Below are 16,229 nucleotides of genomic sequence, written 5' to 3' on the forward strand. Positions count from 1 at the left end.
AGCGAAGGGACGGTGCAAAGTGGCTTCTGAGGGTGATGCTGACGCTTTGACGCCGGCTCGACGCAAACGAGTGCTGTTGGTGTGCTCGATGACCGTCGTGTGTACCCAGCTGTATCTGAACGCGATGAACGTGACCTTACCGGCGATACGGGCGGATTTGCACGCCAGCACCGGGGAGCTGCAGTGGTCGTTGAACATCTATGCCCTCGCTTTGGCGGCCATGCTGATGGTGACCGGAGCTTTGGGTGACCGTTTCGGACGCCGCCGCACCATGATTGTGGGCATGGCGACTTTCACGGCCGGCACCGTGCTGGCTGCCGCCGCGTGGGTGCCGCTGGTGCTGATAGTCGGCCGCGGTTTGCAAGGGCTGGGGGCGTGTATGCTGCCGGTTATCAGCCTCGCGGTCATCAACGAGGTGTTTCGCGACCCGGTGGAACGCGCGAAAGCCATCGGGTTTTGGAATGCGCTGCTCGGAGTCGGTTTAGCCGCCGGGCCGGTGTTGGCTGGAGCCTTGGTGACCTGGGTCGATTGGCGCGCCGTGTTTTGGGCGCCGCTCCCGCTGCTGGCTTTGACCCTGGCGGGCATCATCCGGGAAGTCCCCGAATCGCGTGATGAAACCGGACGCCGCCTGGATATTCCCGGCCAAATTTTGACCGCGGTACTCATGGGTGCCCTGACTTATGACATCATCAGCTTCGGGGAAGGCATTTTTGGTCTCCGCGAGTGGATTTTGGCGGGGATATTTGTGGCGGCCTCCCTCGGTTTCGTGTGGCGAGAAACCCACACGCCCTGGCCGATGCTAGATTTTCGTTATTTCCGTTCCGTTCCTTTCGTCGGGTCCCTGTCCGTCATGGAGTTCGTTTTCATTACTCACGGCGGTTTCATGTTCGTGTTTGCCCTCTACCTGCAACTAGACCTCGGTTTCACCCCGTTGCAGGCCGGGTTGATGATGCTGCCCCTAGCGATTGCCAACACCATCGCGGCTGTGGCGGCGGGACGTATCGTCGCCGCAGGCAACTACCGCGCGGCGTTCCTGGTAGCTGGCATCGGCACCCTGCTGTTGGGTGTCTGCCTGCTACCTCTGAACAGCACCGGCCCGGTCGTGTTGCTGTTCGTGGCCACAACCTTGGCGGGTGTGGTGTTGGCATTTACCAATATGCCGGTGACGAACCGGGTGCTGGCAGCCATGCCGGAAAGTCAAGCCGGGGTCGCTTCCGCCACGACTTCCACCGCCCGCCAAATCGGTATGTCCCTGGGCATTGCGGGCTTCGGCGCGTTCATGAACCTCGGGGTGGCGCGCGGCCTGCCCATTCACGAGGCCGCCCACCCGGCTTGGTACATCACCATCGCCTTGGGGGCGGCGGTAGCCATCATCGCGGTGGTGGCCACGACCGGCTGGGCGCGCGGCACCGCCGCCCGAGTGCGCCAAAGCCTGAGCTGAGCGCGAGCCCGGCGAGGACTTCCAGAAATGCCAGGACCACGCCTCTTGTTATGACCAGCAGAACCGGAAAATTCGCAAGGCTTGCCCGTCCCCCAGCTCTGCCAGAGTGCCAATCCTGCCAGACCTGCCCGAGCCTCAAGCTAGTTGCCGATTCTGCCAGGACCGTGCGCTCAACCAGACCTCCTAGCCCAAGAATTCTGGGCCTGCCCGGGATGTCGATGGAGCCTCCGCCACCAGCCCGATTTTCAACGGTTTGGCTACCCGAACAGTCACCATCCATCCCGAAACCGTGCAAGACTCCAGGTGAGAACCGTTCTTGGTGGCGTATTCGCCGGCGGTCGCGCAACCGTCCCCACCGGTCAACACGGCGGTAGCCCCCGCAATGGCAGCCAAATCACTGGCCTGATGAGCGGCAGTGGCACCCGCCGCAGCTACCCCGACCTGAGCCAAACCCAAGGTCAAAGCCAATCCCAACAGAATCAGCCCCAACGCCATGACCGTTCCCGAACCGCGCTCATCACGCAGTCTCTCTCGGAGCGACTCTTGACCGGCGGTTTCACCATGAATCTTCACGAGGAATCACCGCCTGCGCTTTTGCGCTCATGCCGAGCATTCCGAGCATCGCGGGCATTTTCTTGGTGGCGCTGCACTGCACGTCCTTGCCAGTGGTGTTCACGCTTACCGCACCAGCCGAACCTCCGGCACCCCCGAGCAACCGATTGCCGGCTGCAACCGCCGCCGCGCTGTCCTCACCAATCGCTACCGACCGGCAAGCCGCTCGCGCTGCCGCGTTGACCTGGACTCCCGCCATTCCGGCTGCCCCGGTCAACGCCAACGCCACCACAATCATGATGACTGCGGGGAAGGTCAGCGCGAGCTCGGTCGTAACCATCCCGTTTTCCGAACTGAGGCGTCGCCCGTGAGCCAGCCAACGGCGCACTAGGCGCCGACTGAGCTGTTGACGCCAACCTTTCCCGACATTCATCATCATGTTCAGACCTGCAAAGCCGCTTCGATGATGGACTGCAGCGCGCCTTTCAACTCGCCGCCTTTCATAATCATCAGCAACAGTCCCGCAAAAGCGGCCGCCGCCAGAGTACCGATGGCGTATTCCGCGGTGGCCATGCCGTTCTCCTCGCCCTTGAGACGAGCCCAAAAAGACAGTGCCTTCGTTTGCAATGCGCTAATCTTGTTCATTTTCTCTCTCCTTTTTCCGATTTGTCTCGCGGACCTTCCGCGTGACCACCAGCAGTCACGGTGACGAACTGGCACCCCCTTGTGCGTTGACAAAGGGAAGTATGTATTCGGCCCTCACGAAATGAGGTCCTCAATCGTGGACACCACCACCGGCACAATCCCCAGCGCAAAAAACGCCGGCAGCAGGCACACCCCCAGGGGAATCATCAGCCGCACCCCCAAACGTTCCGCCGCGTCCAAAGCCCGGTGAATCTCCGCGGCCCGAGTCCGCGAAGCCCCGCGCACCAGCAGCGGCACCGGGGATGCGCCCTCCTCCCACGCCGGCTGCAACACGGTGGCCAAATCAACCCACTTGGTATCCGCCTGCGCCCACGCCTCATCCCAGTCCGCCCCCAACAGCAGCATTCGCGCCACCACCGCCAAATCCGCCTCCTCGCTGGCGACGGACACAGCTTGCAGGGTGGACGTCAATGACACTCCGTTTTGTTGACAGGCCGCGATGATGTCCATCGCCAAAGTCGGATCGAGGCCCGGCGTGGGGCTGCCGGTAGCCTTGCGAATCATGGCTGCTGACCACAGGTTTCCCACCACCATCAGACTCAAACCGATGACAAAAACCCAGGTATTGATACCGCCCCGAAAAGCCATATCGATGACATCCACCCCGATAAACTGGGCCATTCCCAGCGCCGCCAAAGGCAACACCCCCAGCAGGCGAGCGGTAGCTTTGGGGCCGACCTGCGCGGTGTGACGTTTCGCCGCGGTCTCTAGCGTGGCGGCAATCCCGTCGGCAACCCGGTTCAAAATCTCGGCCAAAGGGGCTCCGACCTGGGTCGCTACCTGGGTGGCAATCAACATACCCCGCAAGGCTTGAGCGGCCGCTTCCGGGTGACGCACCCGAGCCAGCGGGTTTGTTTCCGCCTCTCGCCCCGCCCGCAAGTAAACGAAGCGTTCCCGCAGTCCCGGCCGCGGATGAGCCACAAAGGCTTGTATCGCGGCGAAATCCAGACGCGCATCCAGGCGATGCAAGGTGGTGGCCCAGGCATTTTCAATGCTGGCTCCTGCCTCTAAACGAGTGGCGATTTCTGCACACAGCAGCCCCACGTCCAAATCCCTCAGCCCCCGTGGCACCTGGCGCTCGCTTCGCCTGGAAAACACAGTGAACCAGGGTGCTGCGCCTCCCGAACGTTTTGCGCCGCGAACACCCCTTGCGGCGCGGGAGGACAGGTCGCGTGGTTGCGGTTCACGCCCGCTGCGTGAACCCATCCCCGCTAACAGTCCCGCACCTGCCAGCAGCACCACGGCCACCACCACGGTAACCAGCTGTGTCGAATCCATCAGCGCACCCCCTGAGTACCCGCAAATTCGTGGGCGGACAGGTTCGGCACCTGATTGCGCTCCCCCACAGGATTCCATTCCAGGTGGGGAACTTGCCATTTCGGTGGCGGTGTTGGGGTGGCAACCCGGCTGGTTTCTGCCAGTTCCGGTTCTGGGTGAAAAATTTCTGGGTCTGTATGCACAAGTTCGAGTTTTGGGTTTGCGTGTTCCGGTCTCGGGGTCACAAGGTCGTTGCTGCGGCTGGTCGTGTCCGCCCCGGTGGCGGGGGAGCCTACCGCAGGGGAAACAGTCGGCGCGGGATCCAATGGTGGTTCGGGCAACTCAAACTGGGCGGCAAAGTCCCGCCAGCCCTCCAACCGTTGCACCGCCCCGGTCTGGGGATCGAAATCCAACACCGCTTTTGCCGCCAACGCCCCGTCAGAACCGCGCGTCAGACGTGCCAACTGCACCACCGCGCGACGCACCCGCCCGTCCTGATCACGAAACCGGCGCAGATGCACGATGACATCGAAAGCCGGCAGGGATTGGGCGCACAAAGCCTCGCGGCTCATACCCGCCAAAGCCCCCAGAGCCTCCAAACGCGCCGGCACCTCCAGCGCCGAATTGGCGTGAACCGTCGCCCAACCGCCGCGGTGACCCGTGTTCAACGCGGACAGCATCTCCCGCACTTCGCCACCCCTGGCCTCACCCAAAATCAAACGATCCGGGCGCATTCGCATCGCGGCCTTCACCAAGTCGGACAAAGACACCCCGCCAGCCCCCTGCACATTGGCACCCCGTGCCTGCAGATGAACCACGTGCGGGTGGGCCGGGCGCAGCTCCGAAACCTCCTCGATACAGATGAGACGCTCATCTGGGGCCGCCAACCCCAACAAACAAGCCAACAAAGTCGTTTTCCCCGTGCCGGTAGCCCCGGTTATCAACCCCGAAGCCCGCACCTGCACCAATTGGCGCAGCACTTCAGCGAGCCAGGGGGAAACCATGCCAGATGCCACCACCGCCTCCAAAGGCAGAGCCACCGGACTGGGCACCCGCAACGAAATCACGGTCGAATCCCCTGACAGCGGCGGTAACACGGCGTGCAGACGCACTCCCGAAGGCAGGGTCGCATCGACAATCGGGGTCGCGTCATCGAGCCGTTGCCCGGCCGCGGCCGCCATCCGCACCGCCGCCCGGCGCAGAGACAGCGCCGAACCCATGCAGAAATCCGGGACTTTTTCCAATCCCGCACCGGCATCTATCCAAGCCTCTTCGGGGCCATTGACCAGCAAATCCGTGACTCCGGGTCGAGTCAGCAGGGAACCGAGCGGCTCATCGACCCCCTCCAAGGATTGGCGCAGCCCGCGGGCGCCCTGTGCTAACTCGCCGGTTGTGGTGGCTGCCGGAGCCGTCTGTAAAACGGCCTGTGCCGGATCCAAACCGCCCGCGACCAGGCGTCTCATCTCACTAATGTTCATCGTCGTGTCCTTTGTTACAAATGCAGCAGACTTGCCGCGAGGTTCTCTGTGAGGTGCGCCACTTTTCGGGGCAGCGGGGCGATGAGCCCGTCACAGCCGAAACTGTCCCAAATGCGTGCCGAATAGGACCAGTCTGAAACGGCGATTTCTGGGTGAATTCCGCGCAATGCCCGGCGGGCTTGACGCGGGGGCAAACCTCCGCCCGGAACCACGACGAGGTGTGCGGGGCAGGGCAAGTCCGGGGGTAGCGTTTCCCAAGCCAGCAGCGCCGCCCGGGAATAATCCGCAACCCACACGACAGCATCCGTCCCCACTGTTCCGCGCGGCATCCCCGCCCCGGATAGCACCTGCGCGCCGGCGCCGGAACCCAAATCCAGTACTAGGCACGGGAAAATCCCCGCCAAATCGCGCATCACACCCGGAACAGTTTCGGCACGGACTAGGGACCCCGAACCGCCCAGCAACGCTACGTTTTCCCACGTCGGCAGTCCCGCCGCCGCGCGAAACCCCGGAATTTGTCCCGTAACCTGCCAAGCGTTCCAATCCAAATCCGCCCCGCTGACCGGCGCCACCCAGGCGTCTAAGGGCAGGTAGGAGCCACTGCAGTCCACCCAACAAACCGGGGGAGTGCCGCTGTGCCCCTCGCCGTCGCCAATAGAGTCGCGACCGGTCGCATAGCTGCCCCCGAGCCCTCTGTTTCGGTTACGCCCGCTTTCTCGCGTGTGTTCACGAGTGTGTTCGCTACCGGTTTCGCCCTCTGCCGCCACCGCGAGGGCGCGCGCCAGCAACCCCGCAATGACCGTCGTATTGACTCCGGGCACCAGGCCGCGAACCGCCACGGTGAAAGCGTTGCCGGACTGCTGGAGCATGAGGCTCAGCACTTCGCGTTCATCAGCGGGCAACACCAGAGCGGGCCCGGCCTCTGCGCCCCCGCTGGTCTCACCTTGCAGACTCACCAGGTAGGTTCCCCCCGCGAGCCTGCCTGGACAGGCGGCAGCCGCTTGGGTAGAGCAAAAGACCGGGCCGGGCCACGTCCCGGACCAGTTTCGCGGTGCTATGACCCGCAAATCGGCGCCCGCCAGCGTAGCGAGCATTTCGAGCTGCTCCCGCCACGCTTTCTCGTGCGGTTCGCACAGCAGCGTCACCGTTTTGGAGGTATTGACCATGCCCCCCAGTTTTCGTCCCCGACCGGCATGGCAAAAGCAGAAAAATTTTTACCTGTGGAAAACCCCGAAATCGCGGCCTTGTGGATAACTCAATAAAACATGGCACAAACTGGGAAAACCGCTAAAACTTGACCCAATTTTGGGGAAGTTAAGTATCGCTGTAGCCCCGCGTTATACAATGGCTCGGTGTCCGATAACCTTCCACAGCCTCCCAGGAATCCGGTTCCCGGGCAGACCGGCGGCTCGCAGCGCCGCCGCCAGGAGCAACCGGCGCCTCCTCATGCCCGCCCGCAGGCCCCGGCTAATTCCTTGCAGCCTGCGCAAACATCTGGCAATCCGCCTGTTCCCTCCCAGCTTTCGAGCCAAAAAACGGTTCAGCCACGAGTGTTGCCGTCCCGTTCCGCGGTGCGGCGCGGATTGGTGACTCCCCCGGGGCAGAGCGCCGCGACCCCACAACCCAACGTCCAGCCCGGTCAGGCAAATCCCGAGGGCGCAGTATCCCCGGTGATTCCCTCACCCCAGCCCGCTCAGCCCGCTCAACCCGCCCAGTCCCACCCCGCTCCGCTCACCCCGACCGCCGCCGGCACCCCGACCGTCTTGCCGGACGTAGGCATCGATGAGGCCGAAGCCGCAGCTTGGCGGATCGAACTCGCTGCCGCCGCAGCTCAAAACGAAGTCGAACAGGTCCCCGAGGACTTGAGCCCCGAACCCGCCCCCCCGGAGGCACCCTCCAAGCGCCCCGGCACCTGGAAACGGTTGGCTTACCTGCGCGATCAGTCTCGTACCCTAGCGAAAACGGGAGCCCCGAATCCTCCACCCAGCACCTTGCGCGCCAACCTCATCGGGATTCTCACCGGCCTACTGGTGGCGCCCATCTCGATGATGTTCCTGATTTGGGGTACGAAAACCGTAATGGACGCCAGTTACGGCGCGGGAGTTGTCGCCATCTTTTTGGGGATTTTTGAAATCTTGGCCGGAACCGCGCTGCTGTCAATAACCGGCGTGGTCACGGGCTACTATTCGTCACTGTCCTGGGCCATTTCTGCGCTCTGGCCAGTGTTGCTGACCGTCCTGGCCAGCCCGATTCGCGGCTTGGTCGCCACCCACAACGACACTTTGACAGGAGCCTCGCAGTACTCGCTGTGGTGGGATTTCCTCGATGGAGTTTCCACGTTGACAGCATCCGGATTATTCCCCACCATGGCAATAGTCATGGTCGGGGCATCTTTGGCGTCTCAGATTGCCTATCTGGAGGGGCGGGACTTTGCCCTGCAGGAGCATCAGCTCCGCGAAATTAACGACCGCGAACCTGGCGCTCCCATCGCCCCGCCGTCACGCCTGAAGAACCACATTCTGGCGATTGTGGTGGCTGTCATCTGCACGATTGCGGGAATGCTAGCGCTAATCCCACTGCATGACCGTTTGGCGATTATCACCGGAGCCACCGGACATTTGTCCAAGTTACCGGCGGTCGCGACTTACGGGCTGCCGATTCTGGGCATCCTCATGCTGTTCATAGCGGTTTATTCGGGTTCCCGCTCCGCCGCCGGCTTACTGTTTGCGGGCGTGACCTGCGGTATTATCCCCGGTATAATTCTGGCTTTCGGCGAGGCCTCAACTTCTGGGTGGGCCGAACGCCTGGTCAGGTTCCTTTCGGACCACCTCACGGCCTCCATGCACGTTTCCGGTGGACCGCTGACGACCTTCGGTTTTGTGCTCATTGCCTGCGCTTTGACGTTGTGGTGGTGCCGGCAAGCCGGGCAACGCGACGAAAAGGCAGACCTCGCCGTCCAGTCCTAGCCGGTTTTTCCACGGTGTTCACAAGGGGTTTGCCCCGGTTTTTTCGTTGCTTTCTTCGGTTTTCCCCAGCGCGCCTGGTGAGATTGGCTGGGTTCGTGCGCTAACGTGTTTTCCGAGGTGACTGACGAAGGGAGACTCCCGTGACCGAAGAAAATCAGCCGGCAGAATTGCCTGACTACCTGCGCGACTCATCCGAGGACGCCGATAAGACCTTGGACGAGGAAGTTGATGCCGCCAAGGCTTGGGCTGAGGCTTTTGCCGAGTCCGGCGAAGACTCCGATATCGACCCGGAGGCAGACCCGCAGACTGAACCAATCGCCGAGCAGCCAGTTAGCGACCCGGTTGAGGACAGCGAACCCGAGGGTCAGTCAACCACCGTTGGTTCAGATAACGACGAAAACTTGGTTACCCCGCAGGCTCCAGTGACAGAGGGAGACGCCCCCGCGCCGGAACCCGAGCCGGAACCTGACTCGATGAGTGACACCTCTACGCAGGCCTGGTCCTCTTTCTTGAACGAAGAAACTATGGCGGAAACTAAAGATTCTCCCACTGACGTGGTTGACTCTGATGTTCCGGATACGGCGCCCGCGCAACCCACCGAGGAACTGGAAACCACGGTGGTGCGCCGCAAATCCCTCTTGGGAACGGAACCCGAAGCGGCCCCTGGGGCTGGCGCGGCACCGACAGACGCCGCCAACGAAACCCCGGAGGAAGTCGACCCACAATGGCAACCACGTCAACCAGAACTTTTGGGTAACGAAGACAAAAAGCTCAATGAATCCACGATGCTGGCCGGAGCCTCCATCAAACCGGCGAAAATCAGCCGGGCCGGGGCGCACGCCTGGTCCTTGCTGATTAGCCTCATCGGGGTGCCCCTAGCGTGGGCATTCCTGCGCCACGCGGGAGGACTGCTCTACGGTTCAAACCATTCCGCTTGGGATACGGGCAAATATTCTGTGGAAGGGCTCGTCTTCCTGATTCTGGGTCTGGTGGCAGTCATAGTCATCGGGAGCTTTGTGCGACTGTCCTCGCTGGGAATGTTCGTGTCGGGAATCTTATTTACCGTCCTGGGCGGCGCCTTCGTGGTGGTTCCGGGAGCGATGAAAAGTGCGGTAGGCACCAGTTTGCAGGGAATGCAGGACAGCCCGGTGATGGCGTTGAAGGTGCTGGGTTACCTCATTGAGTCAGCCGGGGCATCGGGACAATTCCTCGTCATCGGCATCCTGTTGATAATGATTGGCGTGGTGGGACATTCCGCCCGCCGCAAGGGCCGGGTTGACCAAATCGCCGACAAGGCTTTGGCTCGCGCCGAAAACGCTTAGCCCCAGGCGGCAATCCAGAGTTTAGACGAGGAAGTCTTCGGTGGCACGAAACAGCGGTTTAGCAGGCCTCGGCGCAGTGTGGGCCGAGGTGGTGGCGGGACTGGGCGCCAGAGCGCGTGAGGCCGATTTGGATCCACGTTTTCGCCTGGCTGCCGAGGGTAGCGTCCAAGACCGGATTTTTCACCTGCACTCGGGGAAAGTTAAGCTGACCCGCGCCACTTCTATGGGCCGCGATCACCTGCTGGAAGTCCTGGGACCAACCGACACATTCGGCCTCAACGCCCTCACGGATGACCCTGTGGAGGAATTTGACGATTCCAATTCTGTCCAGCGCTCTGCCGCCGCACCGAAACAGCCCGACGATTCGGGAAACGCCACCCCCAACAGTACCCACCGTTCAGCGGGACAAAACGCAGCTCGAACCTGGTTTGCCACCGCAACCACCCTGGAACCGGTACACCTGGACTGGGTCTTAGTGACGGATGCCCGGGAATACTTGGCAAAACACCAGGGACTGCACCTGGAGCTGCTACGCGCCCTGAACCGGCAAACTGAGCTGCTCTACCAGCGCACTATGGCCCTGCGGGACGTGGACGTGCCGGGACGTATCGCGGCGGCACTGCTGGAACTGATGGAGCGGTTCGGACAACCGTTGGAAGCCGAAACCGCAAACCAACCCCGACCAACCGAGGAAAGCCTCACCGGAGGGCAAATGTCAGGACAAATGGCGCCTCCCGCCGCGGTCACAAGCAGCGGAAACCCGCCTCGAGCCGCTTTTCCTGTCGGCGGGGTGCGGCTACCGCACGGACTGACTCAACTGGAGTTAGGACAAATGGCCGGAGCCAGCCGAGAGACGGCCAACAAGGTGCTGGCAGACTTTATCGCCCGCGGCTGGATTGTTCAAAAGCGCAGGTCAATCATCATTATGAATGAGGAGCGGCTGCGGTATCGGGCCTCGTAGAACAAACGCGGCACCCCCGCAGACGGCACCGAGCTACGCCAAGGGGCGTTTGAAGTAAGCGACCAGGGAATCCCCACCGCCCGGCCCGGGCACTATCGCCACCAGTTCCCAACCGTCCGCGCCGAATTGGTCCAGAATCGCTTTCGTATTGTGCACCATCACCGGTGCCGTCAAGTATTCCCACTTCGTCATGAACTCAGCCTAAACCGTGGCGGGTCGAGCCGGAAACCGACCGCCTCACTCTTGAGACATAAACACTGGTGAAAGCTACTTTGAGAGCGCTGCTGGACGGCGCGAGGCGCGAACGTGAGCCAGCACGTGGGGGGCGTGCTTGGTGCGCAGCTCCGCCGCTAGCTCATCATCGGCTTCACGCAGCCAGGTTTCCCAGGAACGCACCTCGGGATAACGGCGCAACATGGCGCGACGCTCCCGTTCGGTCAAACCGCCCCAAACCCCGAAAGAAGCGCGGGAATCTAGCGCATCGGCTAGGCATTCCAAGCGGACGGGGCATCCGTAACACATAGAACGGACTTCACGTTGGGCTGCACCTTGAACAAAAAGTTGATCCGGCGGGCAATCTGCACACAGTGCTTTAGCTGCCCATGTTTGGTCTCCATTGACTGACATATGAATCTTTCTTTCTCGAAAGCCAGCTTGCCTTTAACACCTTAGCCGCCGGTCAAAGGAATTTCAAGGGTGATTTTTTGTAAATTTTCCGGGACAGATTTTACCCTGAGCATACTGAGTCTTTTTCCAATCATCACCAGGAGCGTGAAAAATCTTTGCCCAAAAGCGGCCAGGTGACGTTTTCAGGTGGTGCTGCCTGAGTTTAATTTAGAAAGAATCACGCCCGACCTTTAGGATTGACCTATGGGGAAAGCAGCTAGTTCAACTTCCGCACTGTCCAAGACCCGTAAATCGCGAGTGCTCGCCCTTTTGGTAGCTTTTGTGGCGGCAAGCGCGGTGGCGGGCGTGTTCACCGCTGGTTTGGCCCTGCCTGTGGTCGGCGCCGCTGCTATCGTCAGCGCGAAAGGTGCCGAAACCCTCGACGACCTGCCCGCCGACTTCACCACTTCGCAGCCCTCCATGAAATCCATCATCACCGCTGCTGACGGCACCCCCATTGCCGAGTTCTATGCGGAAAACCGCATCGTGATCCCTCTGGCGCAAGTCGCCAAAACCCTGCAACAAGGGGTTATCGCCATCGAGGACCGGCGGTTCTTGGAACACAAGGGCGTCGACATAGAGGGTATGAGCCGAGCTATCCTGTCTAACCTGGCTGGCAACGACTTGCAGGGCGCCTCGACCCTGACCCAGCAATACGTGAAAAACCTGCTCATTGAGCAGGGCCGGGTGTCCGGAGATCCGGACATGATTGAAGACGCCAGCGAAGCGACTTTGGAACGTAAAGCCCGGGAAGCCAAACTGGCCATGAGCTTGGAACAAAAGATGACCAAGTCCGAAATCCTGGAAGGTTACCTGAATATTGCCCAGTTCGGGCCCTCGGTCTACGGGGTGGAAGCGGCCGCCCAGCACTATTTCTCTAAGCCTGCCAAAGACCTCAGCCTCGCCGAAGCCGCCCTGCTTGCGGGAATTCCCCAGTCCCCCAACGGGCACGACCCTATTGCGCACCCCGAATCCGCCACCAAACGCCAGGGGCTGGTGCTGGACGCGATGGCTCGCGACGGATACATCACCCCGGAACAGGCCAAAAAAGCCAAGTCAATACCAGTTTCGGAACTGCTGCATGTCTCGAACCAGCAGCAGGGGTGTGGGCTGGCCGGTAACGCCTCATATTTTTGCGCCTGGGTGGTAGGGGAAATCCTCTCCTCCTCAGAGTTCGGCGCCACCTATGCGGAACGCCAACGCTTGCTGCTGCGCGGCGGGCTCAACATCAAAACCACCCTCGACCCGAAAACTCAAGATGACGCCTACAGAACAATTACCGGACGCATCCCGGTGGGCGACCCTTCTGACGTAAAGATTGCCCTGTCCAGCGTCGAACCGGGCACCGGCAAAATCAAAGCCATGGTCCAAAACACTAACTACGGTGTCGACCCGGGCAACAACGCGGTGACCGAAAACTCTTACAACGCCGACTACGCTCACGGCGGTTCGGCCGGTTTCATGACCGGATCGACTTTCAAAGTGTTTACCCTGACCCAGTGGTATATCGACGGGTACGGCGGCTATGACCAAGCCGGGGGACGCTACAGCATTCCCGCCAAAGACTGGAAGATTTCCTGTGCCCCGGAGCTGGCCAACACCTGGAACTTCTCCGAAACCGGCGGCGCCAAGAAAGGCGCGATGACGATTGCGGCCGGCACCGCGAACTCCATCAACGGCGTGTTCGCAAACATGGCGACCAAACTAGACTTGTGCGACATCGCGAAAACCGCCGCCAAGATGGGGGTGAACGAACCTGATGGTTCGCCCTTCAAGCCAAACCCCTCTTTCGTAATCGGTGCCGGCTCCGCTCCCCCGCTACAGATGGCAGATGCCTACGCAACCTTTGCCGCCCACGGAGTCTATTGCAATCCCATCGGCATTACTTCCGTCACGGATTCCTCCGGGAAATCTTACGATGTGCCAGACGCGAACTGTCACCAGGTTCTAACCCCCGACGTGGCCGATAAAGTGGCTGTGACCTTGGAGGGAGTTCTGCATGCCGGCGGGCGGTCCGCTGCTATTCCCCGACCGGCCGCAGGCAAGACTGGCACGACCGACCATAACGAAAACACCTGGTTCGTGGGCTTTGTCCCCCAACTGGCGGCCGCGGTGTGGGTCGGGCACGCGAACGCGAATATCCCGGTGGGTCACCAAACTATCGGGGGACGCTACTACGGTTCCCTCTACGGTTCCTCCATCGCGGCCCCGACCTGGGGAACTTTTATGACTGCCGCCTTGCAGGGAGTTCCGGTCCAGCCCCTGCCGAAAGTAAATCTCGGCTCTACCGGCGTGTTTGTGGGCGGGGGCTACAAGCCCAAGACTGAGGAGAGTCCCACTCCCACGCCTTCAGATTCGGCCAGCCCGGCGGCCCCCGGTAGCGGCGCAGGTAATCCGGGAACCACCCCCGGTGAGAGCGGGGGGAACCCCGGAGCAAATCCTGGCGCCAACACCCCGGCGCCACCTGCCCCGCAGCCTCCAGCGCCCACCCAGCCGGCGCCTCCTGCCCAGCCCGCACCCTCGGCACAATAACTAACAAAATAACCGGCGCACAAGGAAAGTGAAGGCAGACCCTATGGATTCCTCCTCGTGGACACGGACCTGGACCGCAATGAAAGTCGGGGCGCTGGCGGCAGGAGCCGTGGCGTGGACTGCAGCGCGCGCCTCCCGCTCCTACCAGCTGCGTCATGTGACTGTTCCCGTGCCCGGACGGGCTTTACGTTCCATCGCTGCGCCGGAGGCGGAGGCAACAGCGCCGCGTTTCGGGGTGGCGGGCACGCCACACTTTCCGGGGTTGCGGATTTTGCACCTGTCGGACACGCATTTTTATCGCGGCCGTGAGGATTTGGTCGGCTGGTTGCGCGTGCTGGCTAAACGGGCAGGAACGGACTTTGACCTGGTTGTTTTGACCGGGGATATGCTGTCGTCGAGTTATGGGGATGATTATTTGGTGACCCCGGCGCTCCAGCCGTTTATCGATTCGGGGGTGCCGGGAGCCTACGTGTTCGGCGATCATGATTTCTTTGCCAGTCGCGTGGGCAATCCGTTGAAGTATTTATGGAATACCAGTGAAAAATCCGGGGCGGGTCCCGCGGGCGTCAAACGGATCGGCGAGCCTGGTCAGGGCAATCATCTCAGCCGGCTGCTGGCCGATTCCGGCTGGTTGGACCTCAATAACGCGAACGGCAGCTTGGATGTGCGCGGGGTGCGCCTGGAGTTCAGCGGGGTTAACGACCCGCACGGGCGCCGCGACCGTTATGTTGGTTTTGAGGCCGGCGGTTCAAGCTCACTAGGTTCGATTGGTGGCGCGGGCCGGAGCGGTCAAGGCGGCGAGGTCGCGAGTGGTGAGGTCACAAGCGGTGACGGATCGCACCAGGGTGGGGCAAGCGCTGGTGTGTCGGGTAGAGCCGGGGTCACAAGTGGCGGTGAGGTCGGCTTTTCCAATGAATACTTGCGGGCCACCAACCGCAGCGTCCGCCTGGGACTGTCCCACGCCCCTTATGCACGCGTACTCAATGAGTTCCTCTCAGACGGCACCGACCTGGTGTTTTGTGGGCACACGCACGGGGGGCAGGTCTGTTTACCGGGCGGACACGCCCTGGTGACGAACTGTGATTTGGATCCCCAGTTCGCTTCCGGCCTGTTCGAGTGGCAAGCCGATACATGCCCCGGACGCGAAAGCGAAACTGGGGAACCTGACCGGGCGAGCATGACCGTCTGCGTCAGCCCCGGCCTGGGGACCTCGCCATTCACCCCCTGGCGCGTGTTTTGCCCGCCGGTGGCCTACATCGTTGAGCTGGTCGCCGCCTAGCCTACAATCTTTCGGCTATAAACATCGGTTACGAACGCTGTATACACGAACCCGGATAGGGTTCGAACATACGTGATATCCCCAACCCACAGTTCGTTGGGCCTACTGGCCGTGAACTGCCGATTCACCAATTCCGGGCGAGAATCTAGTACTTGAGCGGGTCTGGTTGTTATTGCTGTGCGTCCCCGGCGAACACCAACAATCCCAGCGATTTTCATGAGTCGAGCGACCTGGTCACGACCAATATCCCAGCCCGCGCGCCTGGCTGCGTGCCACATCTTACGAATACCATAGACACCAAAATTGTGTGCGTGAATCTCGCGTAGTTCTTCAGCAAGAATCCAATCACGAACGCTCCTGACGCTTGCTGGTCTGCTCTTCGCTAGCCGGTAGCCGCGAGAGGTAATAAACCCTCCTTCCAGGCTCGCACCCAGTGTCCGGCAAATCGGCTCGACCCCGAAACGACCCCTATATTCGTCAATATAAGCAATCATCATCGGGCCGGACGGTCGAGCTCCGCTGCGAAAAAAGCCGAAGCAGTTTTCAAAATCTCATTCGCCCTACGCAGTTCCGCATTCTCGCGTTTGAGACGTTTGATTTCCTCATGCTCTTCACGCGTGAACCCCTGCCGCTCACCCGTAACAACCAAATGCTGCTCATACCAGCGGCGCAGTGACTCGTTTGCGATCCCCAGCTTCACAGCTATCTCATTAACCGCCCTCCACTGCGAACACGAACAATCAGCAGCCAACCGATCAGAAAGCAACCGCACCGCCCGATCCCTTAAACTCCTGAGAATACCTCTTAGACATATCCCTAATCCTCTCAAAAACGAGTAGGAACAAAACCCAGTACGCTTCACTTCAACAATCACATAGCGCTGGGGCGTGCCTTTTGGTACGCCCCAGCTGCATTAAATATTCGCATTAGACGGGAGCTTTTAACTCCCTCATCCCCTGGGTGTCTAACCTGCATGAATGAAACCAACGGATCGTATGCAGAACCTGAGGCGAAATCGTAAGCAAATCCATCACGGCATCACGCTTTCTTCCATGCCAAGGTCAGCCTTG

The 16,229-nt window shown here is 61.1% G+C and carries 16 protein-coding genes; 6 read left to right on the forward strand and 10 right to left on the reverse strand.

The annotated features are described in order from the left end of the window. The first annotated feature begins 19 nt into the window (after nucleotides 1-19). Nucleotides 20-1,441 carry an MFS transporter gene (locus tag RDL66_RS00640; protein ID WP_308534559.1) on the forward strand — a complete coding sequence of 474 codons (1,422 nt, stop codon included), beginning with the start codon at nucleotides 20-22 and terminating at the stop codon, nucleotides 1,439-1,441. A gap of 183 nt (nucleotides 1,442-1,624) precedes the next feature. Here the strand turns inward: RDL66_RS00640 and RDL66_RS00645 are convergent, their stop codons facing one another. The 6 genes from RDL66_RS00645 to RDL66_RS00670 all read right to left on the reverse strand — a co-directional run bounded on the left by RDL66_RS00645 (nucleotide 1,625) and on the right by RDL66_RS00670 (nucleotide 6,599). Further along, nucleotides 1,625-2,014 carry an Rv3654c family TadE-like protein gene (locus tag RDL66_RS00645; RefSeq protein WP_308534560.1) on the reverse strand — a complete coding sequence of 130 codons (390 nt, stop codon included), beginning with the start codon at nucleotides 2,012-2,014 and terminating at the stop codon, nucleotides 1,625-1,627. Next, nucleotides 1,998-2,432, reverse strand: a complete 435-nt coding sequence (locus tag RDL66_RS00650) for a pilus assembly protein (RefSeq protein WP_308534561.1) — start codon at nucleotides 2,430-2,432, stop codon at nucleotides 1,998-2,000. The genes RDL66_RS00645 and RDL66_RS00650 overlap by 17 nt, the downstream gene beginning before the upstream one ends. A 2-nt stretch (nucleotides 2,433-2,434) precedes the next feature. Next, nucleotides 2,435-2,638, reverse strand: a complete 204-nt coding sequence (locus RDL66_RS00655; protein ID WP_308534562.1) for a DUF4244 domain-containing protein — start codon at nucleotides 2,636-2,638, stop codon at nucleotides 2,435-2,437. Between the two features lie 114 nt (nucleotides 2,639-2,752). Continuing rightward, nucleotides 2,753-3,976 (reverse strand): type II secretion system protein, encoded by a 1,224-nt coding sequence (locus tag RDL66_RS00660; RefSeq protein ID WP_308534563.1) that lies wholly within the window; start codon nucleotides 3,974-3,976, stop codon nucleotides 2,753-2,755. Next, a complete protein-coding gene (locus RDL66_RS00665) occupies nucleotides 3,976-5,433 on the reverse strand; it encodes a TadA family conjugal transfer-associated ATPase (protein ID WP_308534564.1) in 1,458 nt (485 codons plus the stop codon). The genes RDL66_RS00660 and RDL66_RS00665 overlap by 1 nt, the downstream gene beginning before the upstream one ends. Before the next feature lie 14 nt (nucleotides 5,434-5,447). Beyond that, nucleotides 5,448-6,599: a hypothetical protein gene (locus tag RDL66_RS00670; protein WP_308534565.1), complete on the reverse strand. Its 1,152-nt coding sequence runs from the start codon at nucleotides 6,597-6,599 to the stop codon at nucleotides 5,448-5,450. A gap of 186 nt (nucleotides 6,600-6,785) precedes the next feature. Here RDL66_RS00670 and RDL66_RS00675 point away from each other — a divergent pair, with 186 nt between their 5' ends. From RDL66_RS00675 to RDL66_RS00685, 3 genes are all read left to right on the forward strand, one after another. Further along, on the forward strand, nucleotides 6,786-8,399 hold the full coding sequence (locus RDL66_RS00675; RefSeq protein WP_308534566.1) for a hypothetical protein: 1,614 nt from the start codon (nucleotides 6,786-6,788) through the stop codon (nucleotides 8,397-8,399). A 140-nt stretch (nucleotides 8,400-8,539) separates the two neighbouring features. Further along, nucleotides 8,540-9,721 (forward strand): hypothetical protein, encoded by a 1,182-nt coding sequence (locus tag RDL66_RS00680; protein ID WP_308534567.1) that lies wholly within the window; start codon nucleotides 8,540-8,542, stop codon nucleotides 9,719-9,721. 40 nt (nucleotides 9,722-9,761) lie between these two features. Further along, nucleotides 9,762-10,682, forward strand: coding sequence for a Crp/Fnr family transcriptional regulator (locus RDL66_RS00685; RefSeq protein ID WP_308534568.1), 921 nt, complete (start codon nucleotides 9,762-9,764; stop codon nucleotides 10,680-10,682). 33 nt (nucleotides 10,683-10,715) lie between these two features. Here the strand turns inward: RDL66_RS00685 and RDL66_RS00690 are convergent, their stop codons facing one another. Both RDL66_RS00690 and RDL66_RS00695 read right to left on the reverse strand, forming a co-directional pair. After that, complete coding sequence (locus RDL66_RS00690; RefSeq protein WP_282922509.1) at nucleotides 10,716-10,874, reverse strand: DUF4177 domain-containing protein; 159 nt, start codon at nucleotides 10,872-10,874, stop codon at nucleotides 10,716-10,718. A 75-nt stretch (nucleotides 10,875-10,949) separates the two neighbouring features. Further along, nucleotides 10,950-11,309, reverse strand: a complete 360-nt coding sequence (locus RDL66_RS00695; RefSeq protein WP_308534569.1) for a WhiB family transcriptional regulator — start codon at nucleotides 11,307-11,309, stop codon at nucleotides 10,950-10,952. A gap of 243 nt (nucleotides 11,310-11,552) precedes the next feature. Between RDL66_RS00695 and RDL66_RS00700 the strand changes: the two genes are divergently transcribed. Then, a complete protein-coding gene (locus RDL66_RS00700; RefSeq protein WP_308534570.1) occupies nucleotides 11,553-13,880 on the forward strand; it encodes a transglycosylase domain-containing protein in 2,328 nt (775 codons plus the stop codon). A gap of 43 nt (nucleotides 13,881-13,923) precedes the next feature. Next, a complete protein-coding gene (locus RDL66_RS00705; protein ID WP_308534594.1) occupies nucleotides 13,924-15,159 on the forward strand; it encodes a metallophosphoesterase in 1,236 nt (411 codons plus the stop codon). Here the strand turns inward: RDL66_RS00705 and RDL66_RS09005 are convergent. Both RDL66_RS09005 and RDL66_RS09010 read right to left on the reverse strand, forming a co-directional pair. Further along, nucleotides 15,156-15,656, reverse strand: coding sequence for an IS3 family transposase (locus RDL66_RS09005; RefSeq protein WP_374042879.1), 501 nt, complete (start codon nucleotides 15,654-15,656; stop codon nucleotides 15,156-15,158). The genes RDL66_RS00705 and RDL66_RS09005 overlap by 4 nt on opposite strands. Continuing rightward, on the reverse strand, nucleotides 15,653-16,033 hold the full coding sequence (locus RDL66_RS09010; RefSeq protein WP_374042880.1) for a transposase: 381 nt from the start codon (nucleotides 16,031-16,033) through the stop codon (nucleotides 15,653-15,655). The genes RDL66_RS09005 and RDL66_RS09010 overlap by 4 nt, the downstream gene beginning before the upstream one ends. Nucleotides 16,034-16,229 lie beyond the last annotated feature (196 nt).

This window comes from uncultured Mobiluncus sp. (assembly GCF_902488535.1).
In the GTDB taxonomy this organism is placed as follows: Bacteria; Actinomycetota; Actinomycetes; order Actinomycetales; family Actinomycetaceae; genus Mobiluncus.

Excerpts from the sequence above, each read along its gene's own strand:
- RDL66_RS00655 (WP_308534562.1), bottom strand. The coding sequence starts at position 2,638 with ATGAACAAGATTAGCGCATTGCAAACGAAGGCACTGTCTTTTTGGGCT.
- RDL66_RS00690 (WP_282922509.1), bottom strand. The coding sequence starts at position 10,874 with ATGACGAAGTGGGAATACTTGACGGCACCGGTGATGGTGCACAATACG.
- RDL66_RS00705 (WP_308534594.1), top strand. The coding sequence starts at position 13,924 with ATGGATTCCTCCTCGTGGACACGGACCTGGACCGCAATGAAAGTCGGG.
- RDL66_RS00700 (WP_308534570.1), top strand. The coding sequence starts at position 11,553 with ATGGGGAAAGCAGCTAGTTCAACTTCCGCACTGTCCAAGACCCGTAAA.
- RDL66_RS09005 (WP_374042879.1), bottom strand. The coding sequence starts at position 15,656 with ATGATGATTGCTTATATTGACGAATATAGGGGTCGTTTCGGGGTCGAG.
- RDL66_RS00665 (WP_308534564.1), bottom strand. The coding sequence starts at position 5,433 with ATGAACATTAGTGAGATGAGACGCCTGGTCGCGGGCGGTTTGGATCCG.
- RDL66_RS00660 (WP_308534563.1), bottom strand. The coding sequence starts at position 3,976 with ATGGATTCGACACAGCTGGTTACCGTGGTGGTGGCCGTGGTGCTGCTG.
- RDL66_RS00695 (WP_308534569.1), bottom strand. The coding sequence starts at position 11,309 with ATGTCAGTCAATGGAGACCAAACATGGGCAGCTAAAGCACTGTGTGCA.
- RDL66_RS00650 (WP_308534561.1), bottom strand. The coding sequence starts at position 2,432 with ATGATGATGAATGTCGGGAAAGGTTGGCGTCAACAGCTCAGTCGGCGC.
- RDL66_RS00670 (WP_308534565.1), bottom strand. The coding sequence starts at position 6,599 with ATGGTCAATACCTCCAAAACGGTGACGCTGCTGTGCGAACCGCACGAG.